Origin of the sequence: Roseburia sp., assembly GCF_041325975.1 — a bacterium.
Lineage (GTDB): Bacteria > Bacillota > Clostridia > Lachnospirales > Lachnospiraceae > Roseburia > Roseburia rectibacter.
Genome location: NZ_JBGLEJ010000005.1, coordinates 1,776,949 through 1,797,726 on the forward strand (window position 1 = coordinate 1,776,949; position 20,778 = coordinate 1,797,726).

Annotated in this window: 18 protein-coding genes; 4 read left to right on the plus strand and 14 right to left on the minus strand. The window is 41.4% G+C overall.

Annotated features, from left to right (window positions below; genetic code table 11):
- Window positions 1-31 precede the first annotated feature (31 nt).
- The 7 genes from ACDD58_RS19285 to ACDD58_RS19315 all read right to left on the minus strand — a co-directional run bounded on the left by ACDD58_RS19285 (window position 32) and on the right by ACDD58_RS19315 (window position 5,239).
- Window positions 32-1,045, minus strand: coding sequence for a HAMP domain-containing sensor histidine kinase (locus ACDD58_RS19285; RefSeq protein ID WP_055156115.1), 1,014 nt, complete (start codon window positions 1,043-1,045; stop codon window positions 32-34).
- Window positions 1,042-1,710: a response regulator transcription factor gene (locus ACDD58_RS19290; protein WP_015520152.1), complete on the minus strand. Its 669-nt coding sequence runs from the start codon at window positions 1,708-1,710 to the stop codon at window positions 1,042-1,044. The genes ACDD58_RS19285 and ACDD58_RS19290 overlap by 4 nt, the downstream gene beginning before the upstream one ends.
- 108 nt (window positions 1,711-1,818) lie before the next feature.
- A complete protein-coding gene (locus ACDD58_RS19295) occupies window positions 1,819-2,565 on the minus strand; it encodes a DUF6040 family protein (RefSeq protein ID WP_055156250.1) in 747 nt (248 codons plus the stop codon).
- Window positions 2,504-4,225, minus strand: a complete 1,722-nt coding sequence (locus ACDD58_RS19300) for a MobA/MobL family protein (protein ID WP_241070850.1) — start codon at window positions 4,223-4,225, stop codon at window positions 2,504-2,506. Before ACDD58_RS19300 ends, ACDD58_RS19295 begins: the two co-directional genes overlap by 62 nt.
- The gene (locus ACDD58_RS19305) at window positions 4,195-4,554 is read right to left on the minus strand and encodes a hypothetical protein (RefSeq protein WP_015520150.1); all 360 of its coding nucleotides are present in this window, start codon (window positions 4,552-4,554) and stop codon (window positions 4,195-4,197) included. Before ACDD58_RS19305 ends, ACDD58_RS19300 begins: the two co-directional genes overlap by 31 nt.
- Window positions 4,554-4,868, minus strand: coding sequence for a DUF3847 domain-containing protein (locus tag ACDD58_RS19310; protein WP_118017874.1), 315 nt, complete (start codon window positions 4,866-4,868; stop codon window positions 4,554-4,556). The genes ACDD58_RS19305 and ACDD58_RS19310 overlap by 1 nt, the downstream gene beginning before the upstream one ends.
- Before the next feature lie 140 nt (window positions 4,869-5,008).
- Window positions 5,009-5,239, minus strand: coding sequence for a helix-turn-helix domain-containing protein (locus ACDD58_RS19315; protein ID WP_004843519.1), 231 nt, complete (start codon window positions 5,237-5,239; stop codon window positions 5,009-5,011).
- A gap of 171 nt (window positions 5,240-5,410) precedes the next feature.
- On the opposite strand from ACDD58_RS19315, the gene ACDD58_RS19320 reads away from it, so the two are divergent.
- Both ACDD58_RS19320 and ACDD58_RS19325 read left to right on the plus strand, forming a co-directional pair.
- Complete coding sequence (locus ACDD58_RS19320) at window positions 5,411-6,040, plus strand: helix-turn-helix domain-containing protein (RefSeq protein ID WP_055158601.1); 630 nt, start codon at window positions 5,411-5,413, stop codon at window positions 6,038-6,040.
- A gap of 86 nt (window positions 6,041-6,126) precedes the next feature.
- Window positions 6,127-7,422, plus strand: a complete 1,296-nt coding sequence (locus ACDD58_RS19325; RefSeq protein WP_016304811.1) for a tyrosine-type recombinase/integrase — start codon at window positions 6,127-6,129, stop codon at window positions 7,420-7,422.
- 651 nt (window positions 7,423-8,073) lie between these two features.
- Here ACDD58_RS19325 and ACDD58_RS19330 read toward each other — a convergent pair.
- The 7 genes from ACDD58_RS19330 to ACDD58_RS19360 form a co-directional block, all read right to left on the minus strand.
- Window positions 8,074-10,533 (minus strand): glycogen/starch/alpha-glucan phosphorylase, encoded by a 2,460-nt coding sequence (locus ACDD58_RS19330; RefSeq protein ID WP_117921076.1) that lies wholly within the window; start codon window positions 10,531-10,533, stop codon window positions 8,074-8,076.
- On the minus strand, window positions 10,534-13,725 hold the full coding sequence (gene ileS, locus ACDD58_RS19335; RefSeq protein ID WP_157350400.1) for an isoleucine--tRNA ligase: 3,192 nt from the start codon (window positions 13,723-13,725) through the stop codon (window positions 10,534-10,536). It abuts the gene before it with no gap.
- Between the two features lie 469 nt (window positions 13,726-14,194).
- A complete protein-coding gene (locus ACDD58_RS19340) occupies window positions 14,195-15,178 on the minus strand; it encodes a bifunctional oligoribonuclease/PAP phosphatase NrnA (protein WP_117921074.1) in 984 nt (327 codons plus the stop codon).
- Window positions 15,179-15,244: 66 nt separating this feature from the next.
- Window positions 15,245-15,904, minus strand: a complete 660-nt coding sequence (locus tag ACDD58_RS19345; protein ID WP_370778723.1) for an HAD family hydrolase — start codon at window positions 15,902-15,904, stop codon at window positions 15,245-15,247.
- A 79-nt stretch (window positions 15,905-15,983) separates the two neighbouring features.
- Complete coding sequence (locus tag ACDD58_RS19350) at window positions 15,984-17,501, minus strand: carboxypeptidase M32 (protein ID WP_370778724.1); 1,518 nt, start codon at window positions 17,499-17,501, stop codon at window positions 15,984-15,986.
- Between the two features lie 176 nt (window positions 17,502-17,677).
- The gene (locus ACDD58_RS19355; protein ID WP_370778725.1) at window positions 17,678-18,742 is read right to left on the minus strand and encodes a branched-chain amino acid aminotransferase; all 1,065 of its coding nucleotides are present in this window, start codon (window positions 18,740-18,742) and stop codon (window positions 17,678-17,680) included.
- A 190-nt stretch (window positions 18,743-18,932) separates the two neighbouring features.
- A complete protein-coding gene (locus ACDD58_RS19360) occupies window positions 18,933-19,472 on the minus strand; it encodes an ECF transporter S component (protein WP_370778726.1) in 540 nt (179 codons plus the stop codon).
- A gap of 168 nt (window positions 19,473-19,640) precedes the next feature.
- Here ACDD58_RS19360 and ACDD58_RS19365 point away from each other — a divergent pair, with 168 nt between their 5' ends.
- Together ACDD58_RS19365 and ACDD58_RS19370 are read left to right on the plus strand one after the other, a co-directional pair.
- The gene (locus tag ACDD58_RS19365; RefSeq protein WP_117921070.1) at window positions 19,641-20,150 is read left to right on the plus strand and encodes a flavin reductase family protein; all 510 of its coding nucleotides are present in this window, start codon (window positions 19,641-19,643) and stop codon (window positions 20,148-20,150) included.
- Between the two features lie 86 nt (window positions 20,151-20,236).
- Window positions 20,237-20,752 (plus strand): hypothetical protein, encoded by a 516-nt coding sequence (locus tag ACDD58_RS19370; RefSeq protein WP_117921069.1) that lies wholly within the window; start codon window positions 20,237-20,239, stop codon window positions 20,750-20,752.
- Window positions 20,753-20,778: the final 26 nt, after the last annotated feature.

The window sequence follows — 20,778 nt, forward strand, 5'->3', positions numbered from 1 at the left end:
TCTTACAAAAATGTAAGAAGTGCAGAACCTGTCAGCCCTGCACTCCGATAATAAAATCATTCATTTGAAAGATAAGTGAAATCGTTGTTCCTCTGTTTTCGGAATAAGCAGTAAGTCCTATTCCCAGTTTATCACATAGACGCTTGCAAAGATATAAGCCAATTCCAGTAGAATTTTTCCCGGTTCGCCCATTCTGACCTGTAAATCCTTTTTCAAAAATACGGGGTAAATCACTTTTAGGAATACCTATCCCATTATCGCTGATAGATAGCACAATCTTGTCATTCGTTTTTGTTGCCCCAAAGTGCAAAATAGGCTGCTCTGCATGGTATTTGATTGCATTACCGATAATCTGATTTAAGATGAACCGCACCCATTTTTCATCAGTGTAAACCATTGTTTCTATATCGTCTATCTGAATTGACATATTACTTTGACGCAAAAGATACTTATTATCTGCGATTGCACTATTCACAACATCGCATAAATTGACTTCACGGACAGAATAGTCTTTTTCAGCGTGTTCACTTCTGGCATAGTAAAGTGCCTGTTCTGTATATTGATTGATATTCTCTAACTCTGCCAATACCTCTCTGGAAAAGGGAGAACGGTTATTCTCACACAGCAGCTTCATAGCTGTAATTGGTGTTTTTACTTCGTGTATCCATTGTTCAATGTATTCTTTATATTCCCTGCGTTCCCTCTGTACTTCGCCAATCCGTTCCAACATGGATTTTTCAGCCATTTTCATAATCTGGTAAAAAACCTGTTCATCAGCCCTTTCCGGCACTTGCATGATTTCCGGCAATAAATATCGTTCTTCTAATTGCTCCGTCATATTGAGCAATTTATTCAGATACTTTTTTCGTGAGAAATAAAAAGTCAGCAAAGATAAAACAAGGACAATCGACCAGACCGCAAGAATAAACAGGACTGTTTGGATAGGATTATCGCTTGCAATCAGGAACAAGGCAAAGGCAAGCATACCCAGCAGATTGATTAAAATAACGGGGAGTTGATTTTTCAAATATTGTTTTCCATTCATAATGTATATCCTTGCCTGTGTTTTGTTTTAATGAAATCTACAAGTCCGATTGTTGCCAGTTTGTCACGAATACGGGTAATATTGACACTTAGGGCATTATCATCAACATAAAGCTGATTATCCCAAAGAAAATCCACAATATCATTTCTGGAACAGATTTTTCCAGCGTTCTTAAAAAGGTAGTAGAGGATTTTCAATTCATTCTTTGTCAATTCTGCTTTCTGTCCTTTGTACTCTATCATGCTACTCTCCAAATGCAGGGTAGCTTCTTTCCACATATAAATTTCTGTTTGAGAGGAACGGTAGGCTTTCTTTAACAATGCAGCAATTTTAGCAAGAAGAATAGCAGGATTATAAGGCTTTGTGATAAACGCATCTCCACCCAGCATAATGCTGTTTAGTTCGTCCATATCTGTATTGCTGCTTGTTACAAATACAATCGGAATATCTGAAAAAGTGCGAATTTGAGAACATATTTCAAAACCGTTATTCCCCGGAAGTTTTATATCCAGAATAACCAGATGTGGTGCAGCTTCTTTTAACTGCTCTATTGTTTGGGAAAAATCCGTAACTGCAAATACTTCATATCCATTCCCATACAAAAGAGTTTTAAGCTGTGTTTGTATCGTAAAATCATCTTCAATGATTAGTATTTTTTCCTTCATAGAGATACCTCCCTAACACTTTATTATACTGTATCAGAGAGGTTTTCTCAATCGTATTATTGAATGGGAATTTTAGAATGATTTTGTACATAGCTTTGTAAAAAATGCTTAATAGTTTCTTTTCTCAAGGTACGATTCTAAATAACACCTAAGTCCAACATATGCGCCCTGCAAAAGTACAAAAAGCAATAGAAGATTTACTGACAGTGCTTTTTTGATTGCTTCTCCAAAATAAATGATGACAGCAGCACTTGTCAGTATCATCAGTAGAGTAATGACATCCCAACACTTTTCCCTATATAATTCTATAACCTTTATTTCTATCAGTATCGCCAGTATCCCTGTTCCTGCCACACATATTCCTACAATCAATATTAGCAATATCCAATATACCATTCCGGCTATAAAAGGATTTGGAATTTTTGTGCTAATCTGTGCCACAGATTGCCCGACCTCAATCGTCCAACCGATAAAAGTTTGTATGAATGACGCTGCATCATGGAAGAATGATTTGCAATCGGAAAGAAACACATCTGACTGTACTGCCTGAAAAAGAGTGGTTGTCAGCGAATACCATGCAAGAAGGAACAAGGTTGTTTGGAACATTACCGTTTTTGCTTTATACTGTCCTGCAAGTCGCTCTTTTTGTGTTTCGTATTTCGCTTTTTCATTCTGATAGGCTGTCCGGTCACAGGCTTCACATTTTTCATAGGGTACCGGCTTTTCTACCGGTATCTCTACGATTTTCTGATGTGTCCGGGCATAATCCCGTTGTTGTGTTAAGCATCGTATTTTATCTTGACATTCCCCTATCGTGACGTTTGCGCTTCGCAGCTTCTCTTTCTCGTTCCGCAATGCTCTGTCTGCTAGCTTCAAGTCGTTCTTTAATGCTTGAATATTCCCGGCTCTGTTCTCTTTGTTTAATTTCTCGTTCAAGGTCAGAGATTCGTTGAGCTGCGTCTTTAGTTCCACGATAAGCTGGTCTTTCTGTTCCAGTTCTTCTTGTATCTCCTCGGTCAAGAGGAGAAGTTCTTCCAACTGTTCGGCGTTCTTTGATTCTCTGGATTCGTTCATCTATATCACGTCCTTTCTCTATCTGCTGTTCCAGTTCAGCAATTCGGTGTTCTGTTTCAGTAATAAACTGTTTTCGCTGTTCAGCTTCTGTACCAATTTCTGCCATTGCTGATTTTCGTTTTCCAAAAGTTCTATCTTCGTTTTCTGTTCTTCCATCTTGGAAAGCAGTTCCTCGGTATTTGGCAAAATGTTGAGCAGCTCGGATAACTCGCTGTTTAATTTTTGCAATTTCTGATTCTGTTCCTGCATAAGAGAGAGTTGGGTGTCCCGATTCTGCATTTCCAGAATCATTTCTGCCATTAAGGTCTGCTGTTCTTCGATTTGCCCAATCATGGATTCCATTAAGGGTATAATTTCCCGGCTTTCTTCTAATGTCATTTAATCGCTCCTTCCATAATGATAATGCACCTGATACTTTTCCAAAGGTGTCCAGTATCTTTTGCAATAACGTGTTTTGCTGTTTTATGATTTGATTTTCCGCTACTTTCCACGAACCTTTTATTTCCTGCCCGGCAAGAAATTTTTGTTCAATCTTTCTTGCGTCAGCACCTTCATGGATGGTAGGAATCTGGAGTTTTCCCTGTTTTTCATAAGAACGGTGATCAACCTGATTATGCAAAGGAAGATGTTCATTACACACCTTTGCCCACTCACTCCGCCACAGCTCACAATTTTTGGGATTGTTCCATCCAGTAGCATCGGTCAGCACCCGTTTCCATTGCAGGCGGTTTCTTGCACCAATCTTCTGGATTCCGTTTTCGTCTAATACAGGGATACGGATTCCATGACGGTCAGGGTTTTTCTTATCCTGCCACCAGTCCGGGTGGGATTCGTCAATCACGATATTTCCGCTTTTATCTCTGACAAAATCCCAATCCTTGACTTCTTTCTTTCCCCAAGAATGGTCCGGGTTAAAAGGTCGCATCGTCAGAAGCAGGTGGACATGGGGGTTGCCATCCCCTTTGTCGTGGATACTCCAATCAGCACACATTCCCTTATCCACAAATGTTTTTTGGATATAGTCGGATGTATATTGAATCTGTTCCTGTCTGCTCCATTCTTTTGGGAGGGCAAATTCAAATGACCTGCCAAGTTGGGCATCCGCACTTTTTTCAATCTTCAATACCTCATTCCATAATCTTTGTTTCTGAAATGTGATTTTGAATTTTTCTAAAGCAGCTTCTTTATCTTCTGACCTTTTGTAGCGGACAGATTTTTGAAAGCGTTTTATATTTTCTTCTGGTACTATCTGCCATTCAGGAGGTGCGTTTTCACACATCATCAGACTGGTGTAGACCACTTCTTTTTTAGAAGTGTAATAACTGATTCTCCCGGTTTCCTCGTTTTTCATCACATCCCCATTGAGATATGCGGAAGCGGAGATAACAGATTTCCCTTTACTTCGTCCGACTATTTTGATTGTGTAATGAAAAATCGCCATGTCTGGATTCCTCCTTTCTGACGTATCCGGCATAGATTTCCGGCAACATTGCTTTCAGTTTTAGAAAAAGCAGCATTGCCGGAACGCCCTCTGCGTAAGAGTGCCCTGCGCATAGCAGCCTGCATGGAATGCGCCTCTCTGGCGAAGAGTGCCTCCTGCGGCATGAGCAGGTCTGGCTGAAAGCCCCGCCGACGGAACGAGCCCGGCAAGCGTGAGCGCAGACCGGTTGCCACTTGTGGCAAACTTATTGGGACGACCTCTGGTTGTCCATAAGTGCGCCCTTCATGAAAAAGCAATGAAGGGAATGAAAAACTCATCCCCTCCGCCATTACACTTCCTCCATATCAGTATTTGTTTCTTTCTGCATTGCCTTTGAGAAAAATTTCCCATTGGCTTCCTGCTTTTTCAGAAAACCAATCAGCTTTGGGATGTCTTCCTCCTCAATAGGCGCACCAAGAACGGATTCCACCGCACCGCCAACCTGACAGAGCCTATGGGTTCGTTTTTTTCTTTCTTCGGCTTTCTTTCGTTTTAGAAGTTCTTTCTTCTGTGCTGCATATCGTTTTGCTTTTTCAAGGCTTTCCTGTTCCTTCTTTTCCATTTCAAGCATTCGTTCTTCATAACTTTTTGTTGATTTTGCCATTATTACATTCCCCTTTCTTTTGCAAACATAAGTTCTCGGTTGCGTATCAGAAGAAGCACATGGTATAATCTTCTTGCGTGTAGGTATATCATGGCTTCGGTCTGATAGAACCTTTGGCGGTTTCTTTGGAAGCCGCCTTTTTAATTTGCCGCAGTTCTTGTTACGGCTTTTACATTTCCTCTATCCCTCAAATCACGACCTTCATTCGCTTCCATAAACATTTCCAGAATATCGGTTTTAATCAGGACTTTACGACCAACCTTTAATACCGGAAGTTTCTTCCATTCTACAAGCTGTCTTAAGGTGTTTCTGCCGATTCCCGTATAGTCGGCAGCTTCTTCGATGGATAATGCAATTTTTCTTTGCGTCATATAATCACCTCCCTGTAAATTGCATTATGCAATTCTTGTGATGTAAGTATATCCCTTCCAAATCTTTTTGTCAAGCGTTACGAAATATTAAAAACAATTTTTATATTGCATATTGCAATTTTAGAGAAACAATGCTATAATTCATACATACCGAAAAAGGAGGCAGTCAGCATGAAAGATAAAGAACTACGCAAGCTGATAGGCAGCAGAATAAAACAGCGCCGTCTGGAATTGAATCTGACACAGCCTTATGTCGCAGAAAAGATGGGAGTTACCGCTTCTACAATCCTGCGTTATGAGAATGGTTCGATTGACAATACGAAAAAAATGGTGCTGGAAGGTCTTTCGGAAGCACTCCATGTATCTGTGGAATGGCTCAAAGGGGAAACAGACGAATATGAAACCGACATTACGGATAAGAGAGAGTTACAGATTCGTGATGCGATGGGAGATATTCTGGAACAGTTACCGCTTGCCCTTACCAAAGAAGAAGATGCTTTTTCAAAAGATTTATTACTGCTGATGTTAAAACAATATGGTCTGTTTTTGGATTCCTTCCAGTTCGCCTGCAAAAACTTCAAGGGGAATGATGGTCAGACGGATATTGCCAAAACAATAGGGTTTGAATCGAATGAGGAATATAATGAGATTATGTTCTTAAGGGAAATCACTCCTACCATCAATGCTCTTAATGAGATGGCAGACGTTGTAAGGCTCTATTCCAAGAAACCAAAAACAGCAGAACAAAGGCTTGCAAATCTTTTATCAGAAGTCTTATACGAAGATTCCGAATCGGTATAGTAAGACAACCGGAGTTATGATATACTTACACGCACGAAGCATTTCATCAGTTCCGATTGTCTAATATCGAAAGGAGACATACGATTATGGCAAAAGGATCTGTAAGAAAAAAAGGAAAGAAATGGTACTACCGCTTCTATGTAGAGGACGCAAGCGGCAATCTTGTTCAGAAAGAATGCGTTGGAACAGAAAGCAAAAGTGAAACTGAAAAACTGCTCCGTCAGGCAATGGATGATTATGAGAAAAAGAAATTTGTTGCCAAAGCGGAAAATCTCACAGTCGGACAACTTCTGGATGTGTGGGCAGAGGAGGAATTAAAAACAGGTACGCTCAGCAATGGTACGGTGGAGAATTACCTCGGAACAATCCGAAATATTAAGAAACATCCGCTGGCAGAACGGAAATTAAAAAATGTAACCTCTGAGCATTTGCAATCCTTCTTTGATTTGCTTTCCTTCGGGGGAGTTCATCCCGATGGAAAAGAGAAAAAGGGTTACAGCAAAGACTACATCCATTCTTTTTCCGCAGTCATGCAGCAATCATTCCGCTTTGCAGTATTTCCAAAACAGTATATTACGTTCAATCCTATGCAGTATATTAAACTGCGGTATCAGACGGACGAAGTTGATTTGTTTTCGGATGAGGACATGGACGGAAATATCCAACCAATTTCACGAGAAGATTATGAAAGACTGCTTACGTATCTTCAAAAAAAGAACCCAGCCGCAATACTTCCAATCCAGATAGCCTATTATGCCGGGCTTCGTATTGGAGAAGCCTGCGGTTTGGCGTGGCAGGACGTAAATCTGGAAGAACAATGCCTTACCATAAGACGCAGCATCCGATATGATGGCTCAAAGCGCAAATATATCATCGGACCAACCAAGCGGAAAAAAGTGAGGATTGTTGATTTTGGAGATACGCTGGTAGAGATTTTCCGTAATGCCCGGAAAGAGCAGTTAAAGAATCGAATGCAGTACGGAGAACTTTATCACACGAACTACTACAAAGAGGTCAAAGAGAAAAACAGAGTGTACTACGAGTATTATTGCTTAGACAGAACAGAGGAAGTCCCGGCAGATTATAAAGAAATTTCTTTCGTCTGCTTAAGACCTGATGGCTGTCTGGAACTTCCGACTACTTTGGGAACGGTATGCAGAAAGGTAGCAAAAACATTAGAGGGATTTGAAGGCTTTCATTTCCACCAGTTACGTCACACCTATACAAGCAACCTTTTAGCAAATGGAGCTGCCCCAAAAGATGTGCAGGAATTGTTAGGACACTCAGATGTCAGTACCACAATGAACGTCTATGCTCACTCCACAAGAGATGCGAAACGAAAATCGGTTCGGCTTCTTGATAAAGTGGTAGGCAATGACTAAAAAATTTCCCTTATTTCCCTTGTGATTATCTCATAAGGGCAAAAATAAGGGAAACTACATATCATTTCACTAATGAACAGGCGGGAAAGCCTGTAAAATAGGGAAAGTTAGAGGAATAATTATATAAATTCCAGTTTGTCAATTACAAGTGACATTGAAAGAGTCAGCCCATTCAAGGTGCTGGCTCTTTCAAAAATTCCATTCTAATAAATTGCATGATAACTTAGAGTAAAAATGAATACCCATTAGCCGGAAATGAATAGAAAATGAATAAAAGTGTGGTGTTTCGTATAATTATGAGTTAGTATGCATCAGACACACTTTTGTAAAAAGGGAGATATTTTTTTGCATTTTGCTGACAGGAGTGTTAGAATACGAATGTTATTAAATTTTCGAGGAGGTTCACTTATGGACAAGAAAACAACAGGAATCGTTTCCTACATCACGCTTATCGGCTGGCTGATTGCATTCTGCGCCGGTGACAAAGAGCTTCCACTTTTAGGAAGTATTAAGATTTTAAACTAAGATATTAAAAAAAACATTATTATGTAAAAACCCGGCTTTAAGGTACATGACTCCAAAGCCGGGTTTCTTTTTCTGTGCACAGATCTGCCTGTTAAAACAGGCAGTCTGCTATCTTATACGATTTTCTTATACCTCTACGGTAATTTTGTCTAAGTGCCAGATATCATCTACATATTCCTGGATCGTACGGTCAGATGAGAATTTACCGGCATGTGCGATATTTAAGATTGCACTCTTTGCCCAACCTTCTTCATCTTTGTATGCTTCCATGACGCGTTTCTGTGCATCTGCATAGGAACGGAAATCCTTTAAGATGAAATAGGTATCTGCAAACTGTGTACACTGTGTATTGAGCAGTGAATTGTACAGGTCACGGAATAACTCAGGATCATTCGGTGAATAAAATCCATTGATGAGCTGCATCAGTACCTTACGGATATCCTGATCACTGTTGAAGATCTGCATTGGATCATAGTCACGGTTTCTTTCATGCGCAATGACTTCATCGGAACTCATACCGAAAATAAAGGCATTTTCTTTGCCGACTTCCTCTACGATCTCAACATTGGCACCATCCATCGTTCCGAGCGTCAGCGCACCGTTTAACATGAATTTCATGTTACCGGTTCCGGATGCCTCTTTGCTGGCTGTAGAAATCTGCTCACTGACATCTGCTGCCGCAAAGATCCACTCTGCGATCGATACACGGTAGTCTTCAATAAATACAACTTTGATCTTGCCATTAATGCTTCTGTCATTGTTGATGACATCTGCAACATTGTTGATCAGCTTGATTGTAAGTTTGGCATTCTTATAGCCTGCTGCTGCTTTTGCGCCAAAAATAAATGTTCTCGGATAAAAATCCATATCCGGATGCTCTTTTAATTCATTGTACAGGTACATAACATGCAAAATGTTGAGCAGCTGACGTTTGTATTCATGCAGACGTTTTACCTGCACATCAAAGATAGAACGTGGATCTACTTCGATACCATTATGCTCTTTGATATATTTTGCAAGACGCAGTTTATTCTGGTATTTGATATTCATGAACTCCTGCTGTGCTTTCTTATCAGTTGCATAAATCGCCAGCTTTTCAATATGGGCAAGATTTGTGATCCAGTCATTTCCGATATGCTCACTTACCCAGTCTGCAAGCAATGGATCACCATGCATTAAGAAGCGGCGCTGTGTGATTCCGTTTGTCTTGTTGTTGAACTTCTGCGGGAATAACTCATAAAAATCATGAAGCTGCTCATTCTTTAAAATCTCTGTGTGGAGTTTTGCCACACCGTTTACGGAATATCCTGCTGCGATTGCAAGATGTGCCATCTTCACCTGACCATCATAAACGATCGCCATGCGTGCAACCTTGCCGTTATCGCCAGGGAACTCCGCCTGGATCTGTAAAATAAATCTGCGGTTAATCTCCTCAACGATCTGATAGATACGCGGAAGCAGCCTTGAGAATATCTCGATCGGCCATTTTTCAAGTGCCTCAGCCATGATCGTGTGGTTGGTGTATGCACAGGTCTTTGTTGTGATCTCCCATGCCTCATCCCAGCTTAATCCTTCTTCGTCAAGTAAAATACGCATAAGTTCTGCCACTGCAACAGTCGGATGTGTATCATTTAACTGGAATGTCACTTTCTCCGGCAGTTTGTGGATATCATCATGATGTTTTTTGTAACGTGCCAGCGCACGCTGTACACTTGCAGATACAAAGAAATACTGCTGTTTTAAACGAAGCTCTTTTCCTGCGATATGATTATCATTCGGATAAAGTACTTCCACTAAGTTGCGGGCAAGATTTTCCTGCTCTACTGCCTTGTGGTAATCACCTTTATCAAAAGAGTCTAACTCAAAGCACTCCATCGGCTCTGCATCCCAGATCATTAAGGTATCTACCACATGATTGCCATAACCTACGATCGGCATATCATACGGTACCGCTAAAACAGACTGGTAATTTTCCTGTATAAAACGTGTTTTCCCCTCTTCTGTCACTTCTGCACGGACATAACCGCCGAATTTAACTTCATAGGAATACTCCGGACGGCGAAGTTCAAACGGATATCCATTCTTTAACCAGTTATCCGGCACTTCCACCTGAAAACCGTCTTTGATCTTCTGTTTGAACATTCCGTACCGGTAACGGATACCGCAGCCGTAAGCTGCGTATCCAAGTGTTGCCAGTGACTCCATAAAGCAGGCTGCAAGACGTCCGAGTCCGCCATTTCCAAGTGCCGGATCCGGCTCCTGATCCTCGATCTCATCTAAGTTCAGACCGATCTCCTCAAGTGCCTCTTTGACCTCTTTGTACATTTTTAAATTGATCATGTTGTTGCCAAGCGCACGACCCATTAAAAACTCCATGGACATGTAGTAAACCATCTTTGGATCCTGTTTGTCAAACGCTTTCTGTGTGGCAAGCCAGTCATCAATAATGACATCTTTTACCGTGTAGGAAACTGCCTGAAAAATCTCCTGCTGTGACGCCTCATCTAACGTTTTGCGGTAAAGATTCTTTACATTTTCTTTTACATCCTCAATAAACGCTTCTTTGTTGAAAACATTTTCCTTCATCTAGTTTTCTCCTTTTTTGACTCCAAGCAATACTTTTTCCCCATTGATGTTCCATTCCTTGCAGTAAATTCCGTTTTCTCCGGAGTCAAAAGAATCAGCTTCTGCTACAACTTCAGTACCTAAAACATCACCCATGATGTCATTTTCGTACTTATTAAAGATGTCGGCTACTTTTTCATCTGCATGATAGTAAATGGAAATTTTATCCATAACCTCAAATCCAGCTTCCTTACGCATGGTCTGGATCTTGCTGATCAGCTCACGGACAAATCCTTCCTCTACCAGTTCAAGTGTCAGGTTCGTATCAAGCACAACTGTTACCGTATTATCTCCTTCCGTCACATAACCTTCCATCTGTGTCATCGTGATCAGAAGGTCTTCCTCGGAAAGTTTTACATCATCACTGACAGAAGGCAGCGCAAGCACGCCGTTTGCCTTTAATTCTGCCATTGCCTTATTTCCGTCTAACTCTGCAAGTGCTTTCTGGATCTGTCCTAAGAACTTGCCATATTTCGGTCCGACAGTACGAAGCTGTGGTTTGAAAGTATAGCTTGTATATGCACTGACATCCTCTTTGAAGTTTACTTTCTTCACATTTAACTCATCCTCGATGATCTCCACAAAATATTCTGGCAGTACATTCGGTGCTTTGACATACATATTTCCGATTGGCTGACGATTCTTGATATTTGCAGAGTTACGGCACGCACGACCCATAACAACGATCTTTAAGACCTCATCCATATTTTTCTCTAAATCTTTGTCGATCCAGCTTTCATTGACTGCCGGGAAATCGCACAGATGGATACTCTCCGGTGCCTCTGTATTGATGGAACGCACCAGATTCTGATAGATCTCCTCTGTCATGAATGGGATCATAGGAGCTGCTGCCTTACAGATCTCAACAAGTGCAGTATAAAGTGTCATGTAAGCATTGATCTTATCCTGCTCCATGCCCTTTGCCCAGAAACGGTCACGGCTTCTTCTGACATACCAGTTACTCATGTCATCCACGAACTCATCGAGTACCTTTGCTGCCTCCGGGATGCGGTAATTTGCAAGGTTCTCATCTGTTCCTTTGATCGCAGAATTCAGTTTGGATAACAGCCATTTATCCATAACGGATAATTTCTCATAATCTAAAGTATATTTCGTCGCATCAAACTGGTCAATATTTGCATACAGTACAAAAAATGCATAAGTATTCCACAGAGTACCCATGAATTTGCGCTGTCCTTCCTGTACCAGCTTACCGCTGAAACGTTTCGGGATCCACGGTGCACTGCTTGTATAGAAATACCAGCGGATCGCATCTGCGCCATAAGTCTCTAATGCATCAAACGGATCTACTGCATTTCCTTTGGACTTACTCATCTTCTGTCCGTTCTCATCCTGTACATGGCCAAGAACGATAACGTTCTCGTAAGGCGCTTTGTTAAATAACAGTGTAGATTCTGCCATCAGGGAGTAGAACCATCCTCTTGTCTGGTCAACTGCCTCAGAGATAAACTTCGCCGGGAACTGTTTTTCAAATACATCTTTGTTCTCAAATGGATAGTGATGCTGTGCAAATGGCATTGCTCCGGAATCGAACCAGCAGTCGATTACTTCCGGTACACGATGCATTTCTTTTCCACAATCCGGACATTTGAATGTAACCGCATCGATATACGGACGATGAAGTTCTACTTTGGCATCATTTGGATTACCGCTTCTCTCCGCGAGTTCTGCGCGGCTTCCGATACACTCCTGATGACCACACTCACACTCCCATACCGGAAGTGGTGTTCCCCAGTAACGGTTACGGGAAATACCCCAGTCCTGGATATTCTCAAGCCAGTCACCAAAACGTCCTTTTCCAATGGACTCCGGAATCCAGTTTACGGTGTTATTGTTGCGGATCAGGTCATCTTTGACTGCAGTCATCTTGATGAACCAGGATTCTCTTGCGTAGTAGATCAGTGGTGTGTCGCATCTCCAGCAGTGTGGATATTCATGTTCAAACTTCGGCGCATCAAATAATAATCCTTTTTCATCGAGATCTTTTAATACCATAGGATCGGCTTTCTTTACAAAAATACCGGCATATGGTGTTTCTTTTGTAAGCTCACCTTTTCCATCTACAAGCTGTACAAATGGAAGGTCATATTTTCTTCCGACAGCGGCATCATCTTCACCGAATGCAGGTGCGATATGAACGATACCGGTACCATCTGTCATGGTTACATAGGTATCACATACGATGTAATGCGCTTTTTTGTGCTGTTTTTCGATGATCTCTTTTGCACAGTCAAATAAAGGCTCATACTCTTTGTACTCTAAATCGCTTCCCTTGTAAGTCTCTAATACCTCATATGCCTTTGTTCCCTCTGCTGCATCCTTATCAAGCAGTTTGCCAAGAACCGTGTCAAGCAGTGCTTCCGCCATATAATAGGTATATCCGTCAACCGCTTTTACTTTGCAGTAAGTCTCTTCCGGGTTCACACAGAGTGCGACGTTAGACGGCAGTGTCCAAGGAGTTGTTGTCCATGCAAGGAAGTATGCATCCTCTCCGATTACTTTAAAACGTGCAACTGCAGAGCGCTCTTTGACCGTCTTATATCCCTGCGCAACTTCCTGGGAAGATAACGGTGTACCACAGCGCGGGCAGTAAGGAACGATCTTGAATCCTTTATATAAAAGGTTTTTATTCCAGATTTCTTTTAATGCCCACCATTCGGACTCAATGAAATTGTCGTCATAGGTAACGTACGGATTGTCCATATCAGCCCAGAAACCAACGGTCTTTGAGAAATCTTCCCACATACCTTTGTATTTCCATACGGATTCCTTACATTTTTTGATGAAAGGCTCCATACCGTATTCTTCGATCTGCTCTTTTCCATTTAAACCAAGGAGTTTTTCTACCTCAAGTTCTACCGGGAGTCCGTGTGTATCCCAGCCGGCTTTACGCGGAACGAATTTTCCTTTCATGGTCTGGTATCTCGGGATCATATCTTTGATCGTACGGGTCTCCACATGTCCGATGTGCGGTTTGCCGTTTGCAGTTGGCGGTCCGTCATAAAAGGTGTACGTCTCTCCTTCCTTGCGGTGTTCCATGCTCTTTTTAAAGATGTCGTTGTCATTCCAGAACTTTTCAATCTGTTTTTCTCTGTCTACGAAATTCAGATTCGCATCAACTTTCTTATACATTGCTAACCTCCATTACTTAAATAAAGAGTCGTTTGCGACTCTTTCGCGCCCGAGTGGTGCTGTTTACAGCTAACTTCTTCTCCACGAGGTGCGCATCATTTTTCATTCACAGGAAATCCTGTGAATGAAAAAAGCCCTCGTCCTGTATATAGGACGAGGGCTTGATTTCTTCGTTATACCACCTGATATACAAATGTACACGGTAAAATCCGGATACATGTTCCCTGTAACGCAGGAAATGCGTCAGCGCTTACTCTGCCTCGAAAAGTCCTTATCTCGACCTGCCGGGATCATTTCAGACTGCAGCTTGGAAGTGATCTTCATTCAGCAGATACTCGCACCGGTTTCCACCTGCTCCGGCTCTCTGTTACTTTTTCTGATGAACTACTGTCTTCGTCATTGCCTTTTGCCAAAAATCTAGTTTTTAGTATAGACTCGGAAAGTAAGAATGTCAAGAGTCCAGATACTTTTATACCGCACGCTTTTTGACATCCGCGATCACTGCCAGAAACCTCTCTTTCATCTGTGCCTCTAACAGTTTGACATCCATGTCACTGCCCGTACATGGCACAAATCCTCCTGCCATCGATGCGTGACCGCCGCCATTGCCAATTCCCTTCAGTGCCTCTGCCACGATCTTTCCTGCATCGAGCATACTCTTTTCACTGCGCACGGAAAGTTTGATCCCGTCTGACTTTCTCGAATACACAACGGAAAATGACACTTCTTTTAAAGCAAGCATGAAATCGGATATATTTGCGATCACCGGACAATCTTTCCCTGTATTACAGAAGCTGATATCATCATAAACCTCAATGCTTGAAATGGCGCTGGAATATGCCATCAGGTCATCAAAACAAAGATTACTGTTTTCTAACATATGAATGACCTCATAATCACATTCATCAAACATCCGGTAGAGCATCTCAATATCAAGTTTTGATACCCCACGGCTCAAATTGTTGGTGTCGATCCTTATACCGTATGTCAGAGTCGTCGCAATCCTGCGATCCATCGGGATCTCATTCTCAAAGAAATACTGCGCTACGATCGTTGCACAGGCACCCACCCCCGGACGGATGTCCTTAAACCGGTATGAAAACTTTTCATTTTCGGGATGATGGTCAATGCAGATGATCTCATCCCCCGTAATATCTATGATATTGGAGTTGCCTTTCTGTGCATCTACAAGGATCACTTCATCTTCTTCCGTCAGGATCGCTCCAAGATCTTCCACATTCAGAAGCTCAATGTTCATCAGTTCCCGCAGTTTATCTGTGCTGTAACGGTCGATTTTTCCTTTGTAACAGATCGTCGAAGTAATACCATTGTGCTTTAATAACTCCTGTATGCCAAGCGCACTTGCGATCGCATCCGGATCCGGGAAATTATGTGTCTGGATATATACGTGTTTTCGGTTGATCTGTTTTAACAATTCTTCTAGCTTTGTCATACTGTACTATTTCCTTTACCACTCATCCGTAATCTTTTTGACAGCATTATTTTTCATAAACATGATTCAGTCCCTGTTCTTCTCTGCAAAATATTTTTCTGCCACCTTTTTTGTCACAAGTTCTGAAAATGTCAGAATCTTATGCTGTGCTTCCGGAACACTTCCAAAACCATATGCAGCATGTATAAATCCGACTCCCGCTTTTTTGCTTGCCTCATAATCTCCCTGGATATCACCCACATAGACCGCTTCCTCTAAATGATTCCGGTCTGCCAGAAGTCTGATATTATCACCTTTCTGTAAAAGATTATTGCCATAACATTCAATATCTGAAAAATAATCCCAGAAATGATAGTGATCTAAAAATGCCTCAATGTAACCTTTCTGACAATTACTTACAATATAGAGTTCATAGTTCTTTTTTAATTCTTTGAAAGTATCCTCAAGATCCGGGTAAAGCACACCGCCGTGCTCTCTTAAATAATCATTTTCTATCCTGCAACACTCTGCTAAAAGAGATTCCTGCTCTGCTTCGGAAAGTTCCGGGAATAACAGCTTTGCGATCACATCCATGGTTTTTCCCATAACGCCCTTGATATCTGCTTCCGTGAGTACCTTATTTATCCTTCCATCCTGACGGATCGCATCGTTCCAGGATTCTGCCACATTGGCTGCGGAATCCCAGAGTGTACCGTCCATGTCAAAAATAATTCCCTGTTTTTTCATAGTAATCTCCATTCCTGTCTGTGAAAAATCCGATCTTTCAATCTGATCTGCGTTTTAACTGCAAATTAATTTACCGGTCTTATTTTTCCATTAAATGATCTAAATTATATATGTCGGCATATTTTTTTTCAAAATAACGCACCAGCGGCTCTGCTGATACTTCTTTGCCGCACACATTTGCGATCACTTCTTTCGGTGTACGTGTACTGCCATACCAGTGAATTTTTTTGTTCAGCCATTTTGTGATCTGTAAAATTCTGCCATCTTTTAAGATCTCATCCACCGGTCCTAATTCTTTTTCAAGCTCCTCTAAATACATTCCATCATAGATGCTTCCCAAAAGATAACTTGGAAAATAACCGAATGAGCCGTCTGACCAGTGCATATCCTGCAAGATTCCCTCTGCATCATTCGCCGGGGTGATATCTAAGTATTCTTTCATTTTCTGATTCCACAATTCCGGCAGATTCTCAACCGGAACATTGTCACGGAAGATTGCCTTCTCCATCTCATAACGCAATATAATATGGAAGCAATAGGTCACCTCATCTGCCTCGGTACGGATCAGGCTGTTTCTGACATGATTGATCTCATGGTAAAACTCATCCAGCGAAATCTCCTTCATCTGCGGCATCAGCTCCTGCACTTTCCCATAAACCGGAATCCAGAAGTTCTTATTGCGACCTAAAATATTCTCATAAAAACGGGACTGGCTTTCATGAACGCCCATGTAATGACAGCTTCCGGCTACCGTATTGTCATATTCCGGATTGACATTCTGCTCAAAGATCGCATGACCACCCTCATGAATTGCAGAAAACATTGCTGAGATCGGATCATGCTCGTAATAATGATTGGTCACACGGACATCTTTTGATGAAAAATTCAGTGTGAATGGGTGCTCTGTCTCTCCCACTGAACCGGCATCTTTGGAAAATCCAATGTAGGAAAGTAAAAGATCCTGTACTTTTCTCTGGTCATCCGGATCAAAATAAGCATGGAACTTTGCATCATCCGGCTGTTTTGCGGCAAGTATTTTTTTCACAAGCGGAATCAGTGCTTCCTTTAGTTCACCAAACAGACGATCAATCGTTGCAGAATCCATTCCCTCTTCATATTTATCTAACAATACATCATAAACTTCTTTGCCAGGATCCGTATAACCTGCCATTTCTCTGGTAAGTGCGATCATTTTTTCTAAATGTGGTGCAAAAATAGAAAAATCAGATGCATTCTTTGCCTCTTCCCAGGCATTTCCGGACTCTGCCTGCTCACGCACCATCACTTCATAGCGGTCTTTTGGAATCCGTCTGTCTTTTTCCATATCACGCTGCATGCGTGTCACGATAAACTTCATCTTATCCGATAACTGTTCAAATTCTTCCGGCTTCTTTAATTTTTCCAACATTCCATAAAGTTCATCCGAAGTAGACATCGCAAAACTTTCCGTTGAAAAATAGGTCAGCGCATCAATATGTCCTGCCTGTCCCAGTTTTGGTGCACATGTTTTCATGTCCCAGTACAAAAGTGTATTAATATGTTCATATTTTTTCATTTTATCGAGATACTGCTCGAATTCTTCTAATGTTTTACTCATGTAGTCCTCCATTTTCAGAACGATGCCATTTCCACATACGGCATGCCGTTCTTTCTGTTCCATATTAACACAGGACATGTGACCTGTCACTTATTTTTAGTATAACCAAAAAACACCACAGACATGTCATTGTGCATGTCCATGGTGTTTTTTCAATCGTGATCAGACAATATTGTTTATTTTACCTCTACTGTCCAGCCGTATTTATCAGGCAGTTTGCCCCACTGGATTCCGGTTAATGTATCATATAATTTCTGTGTCAGCTCTCCGATCTTGAAATCGTTGATCGTTACAACATCATCTTTGTAGCGGAGTTCTCCGACAGGAGAGATAACTGCTGCGGTACCTGTTCCAAATACTTCCTCAAGTGTGCCATCATGTCCGGCTTTCATCAGATCGTCTACGGAAAGTCTGGTCTCATTTACTTTATAGCCCCAGTCTCTTAACAGATGGATCATGGAATCTCTTGTGACACCCGGAAGAACAGTTCCCTCGATCGGTGCTGTGTAAATCTCGCCTGCGATCTTGAACATGATGTTCATGGTTCCAACTTCCTCTACATATTTACGATGTTCACCATCTAACCAGAGTACCTGGGAATATCCCATCTTCTCTGCTTTAACCTGTCCTAAAATAGAACCTGCGTAGTTACCACCGCATTTTGTAAATCCGGTACCACCTTTTACGGCACGAACCAGTTCATCCTCAACTAAGATCTTAACCGGGTTGATTCCCTCTGCATAATAAGCGCCAACCGGGCAGCAGATAATCATAAACTTATAAGCAGATGCCATATGTACGCCGAGTGCAGCTTCTGTTGCAAACATAAACGGACGGATGTAAAGAGATGTCTCCGGCTCTGATGGAACCCAGTCCTCTTCTACCTTTACCAGTGCTTTTACCGCCTCAACAAACATATCAACCGGGAGCTCCGGCATGCAGAGTCTTGCGTTAGAGTTGATCATTCTCTTTGCGTTCATCTCCGGACGGAATAACTGGATCTTACCCTCTGCGGTACGGTATGCTTTCATGCCCTCAAATGTTTCCTGTGCATAGTGTAACGTTACACATGCAGGATCCATTGTGATCGGTCCTTCCGGAACGATTCTTGCATCTTTCCATCCATCTTCTTTTGTCCAGTCCATAACAAACATATAGTCTGTCATATATTTTCCGAATCCAAGATGTTTCTGATCCGGTTTCTCCTTTAAATGTTCTCTTTTTTCAAATCTGATATCCATAACATTTGCCTCCGACTCTCTATATCGTTTTTTCTGACCCCCATTATGATACTTTCTTTTTTGAGTGTCAAGATTATTCCAAAGGCTTATATTCGCTATCACTTAAATTCATAATATTGTTTATCATTCATAAGCATGCGTTATACTATTTGTGATCAAAATAAGGCACCTGATAAATGATGGCTCACACTCAGTTCTGCCCTGCGATTACTTTTTTTAAAGGAATCCAGATGATAAATGCGAATACGCTTCCGATTGCTGCTGTGATAAGCTGCGTCACGGAAAATGTTGTCTGGAATACTGCCATTTTAGGTACCATTGCTTCCGGGAGCAAGGAAGGGATTAAGATCAATGCGATCACGATTCCCATAAATAATGCTTTTGCGATACTGCCTGCTGCCATACCTGCGATCAGTCCTGCATTGCCCTTGATGTTCTTTGCAAGCAGACTGACGGCAACCACGAGAATCATATTTCCGATCATAACACATGGGATGATCGCCGGAATTGCTGACATGACAGGACTTCCCGTGATCAGAAATGAAGTAACCGGTGTGATCACTGAGAGAATGATCCCGCATGCCATTCCTGCACCTAATGCTGCAATGATAAGACATGCATTAATGATCGGTCCCGTGATATAGACGCTTGTGTTTTTAAAGAACTGGCTCACGATACAGATTGCCAGTAAGACTGCTGTTGTTGTAATTTGTTTCGTTGTGATTTTCATAAATCCTCTGCTCCTTTTTCCTGTGTAATTTTCGCAACCATCATAGTACAACACTTATAAAAAGTCAATTTTTGAACAGCCCTATTTTTCTCTTGTCAATTAAATCAGGGAATTTTATAATAAAACCAACATATAAATATTTTGTGCACTGATAAAGGAGATTACGCTATGCATACATTTCAGTCTATAACAGCAGATATGATAGAATTCGATCCATTTACAAAGATTGGCAAAGAATGGGCTCTGCTCACCGCAGGTTCTAAGGATAAAGCAAACACCATGACCATAAGCTGGGGCGGTGTCGGTGTCTTATGGGGTAAAAACGTCGCTTTCGTATTTGTCCGTGATTCCAGATACACCAAGGAACTAATCGATAAAAACGAATTTTTTTCCTTAAGTTTCCTGTCTGAAAAATACCGTGACGCATTAAATTACTGTGGAAGCCACTCCGGCCGTGATGAAGAAGACAAAATCTCTGCTGCCGGATTAACACTTACTTCCCGTCACAGTATTCCATTCATCGACGAGGGAAATATGGTCCTGTTATGTGAGAAAATGTCTGCGACAAGATTGACGGAAGATTCTTTCCTGATGCCGGAAATCGCAAAAAAATGGTACACAGATCATGACATGCACACAATGTATATTGCGGAGATCATTGATATTCTGGCAAGATAATCCTGAACACCTTGCTTTTTCCAAAAATCAATGCTACAATATTTTTTGAATTTTGTTCTAAAAAGTAAATATATGGAGGATTATTTATGAGCCCAGTTACTATCGTATTACTGGTTATCTTAGCCGTCTTAATCATCGGACTTGTTGTCCTTTATTTTCTCGGGAAGAAAGCACAGAAAAAGAAAGCCGAACAGGATGAACAGCTTGCAGCCGCCGCACAGACCGTATCCATGCTGATCATAGATAAGAAGCGAATGCGTATTACCGAATCTGGTCTTCCACAGGTTGTGATCGACCAGACACCAAAGATGATGCGCCGTACCAAACTTCCGATCGTAAAAGCAAAGGTTGGACCGAAAGTTATGTCTTTGATCGCAGATGAATCCGTGTTTGATTACATACCGATCAAGAAAGAAGTAAAAGCTACCGTAAGTGGTATTTATATCACAAAGGTTACCGGTGTACGCGGACCTCTTGAGAAACCGGAAGGTAAAAAGAGCTGGAGAACCAAATTAAAAGAAAAAGCTGTCCGTGCAAATAAGGAGCTCGAAAAAGAAAAAACTGAACTTGAAAAAGAGAAAAGCAAGAAAAAGAAAAAATAAGTCATACAAAAAATACCGCATCCGTG

Bases quoted from the DNA above. Each gene is read 5' to 3' on its own strand.
- ACDD58_RS19285 (WP_055156115.1), bottom strand. From the start codon at position 1,045: ATGAATGGAAAACAATATTTGAAAAATCAACTCCCCGTTATTTTAATC.
- ACDD58_RS19290 (WP_015520152.1), bottom strand. From the start codon at position 1,710: ATGAAGGAAAAAATACTAATCATTGAAGATGATTTTACGATACAAACA.
- ACDD58_RS19300 (WP_241070850.1), bottom strand. From the start codon at position 4,225: ATGGCGATTTTTCATTACACAATCAAAATAGTCGGACGAAGTAAAGGG.
- ACDD58_RS19305 (WP_015520150.1), bottom strand. From the start codon at position 4,554: ATGGCGGAGGGGATGAGTTTTTCATTCCCTTCATTGCTTTTTCATGAA.
- ACDD58_RS19310 (WP_118017874.1), bottom strand. From the start codon at position 4,868: ATGGCAAAATCAACAAAAAGTTATGAAGAACGAATGCTTGAAATGGAA.
- ACDD58_RS19315 (WP_004843519.1), bottom strand. From the start codon at position 5,239: ATGACGCAAAGAAAAATTGCATTATCCATCGAAGAAGCTGCCGACTAT.
- ACDD58_RS19320 (WP_055158601.1), top strand. From the start codon at position 5,411: ATGAAAGATAAAGAACTACGCAAGCTGATAGGCAGCAGAATAAAACAG.
- ACDD58_RS19325 (WP_016304811.1), top strand. From the start codon at position 6,127: ATGGCAAAAGGATCTGTAAGAAAAAAAGGAAAGAAATGGTACTACCGC.
- ACDD58_RS19330 (WP_117921076.1), bottom strand. From the start codon at position 10,533: ATGAAGGAAAATGTTTTCAACAAAGAAGCGTTTATTGAGGATGTAAAA.
- ileS (WP_157350400.1), bottom strand. From the start codon at position 13,725: ATGTATAAGAAAGTTGATGCGAATCTGAATTTCGTAGACAGAGAAAAA.
- ACDD58_RS19340 (WP_117921074.1), bottom strand. From the start codon at position 15,178: ATGACAAAGCTAGAAGAATTGTTAAAACAGATCAACCGAAAACACGTA.
- ACDD58_RS19345 (WP_370778723.1), bottom strand. From the start codon at position 15,904: ATGAAAAAACAGGGAATTATTTTTGACATGGACGGTACACTCTGGGAT.
- ACDD58_RS19350 (WP_370778724.1), bottom strand. From the start codon at position 17,501: ATGAGTAAAACATTAGAAGAATTCGAGCAGTATCTCGATAAAATGAAA.
- ACDD58_RS19355 (WP_370778725.1), bottom strand. From the start codon at position 18,742: ATGGATATCAGATTTGAAAAAAGAGAACATTTAAAGGAGAAACCGGAT.
- ACDD58_RS19360 (WP_370778726.1), bottom strand. From the start codon at position 19,472: ATGAAAATCACAACGAAACAAATTACAACAACAGCAGTCTTACTGGCA.
- ACDD58_RS19365 (WP_117921070.1), top strand. From the start codon at position 19,641: ATGCATACATTTCAGTCTATAACAGCAGATATGATAGAATTCGATCCA.
- ACDD58_RS19370 (WP_117921069.1), top strand. From the start codon at position 20,237: ATGAGCCCAGTTACTATCGTATTACTGGTTATCTTAGCCGTCTTAATC.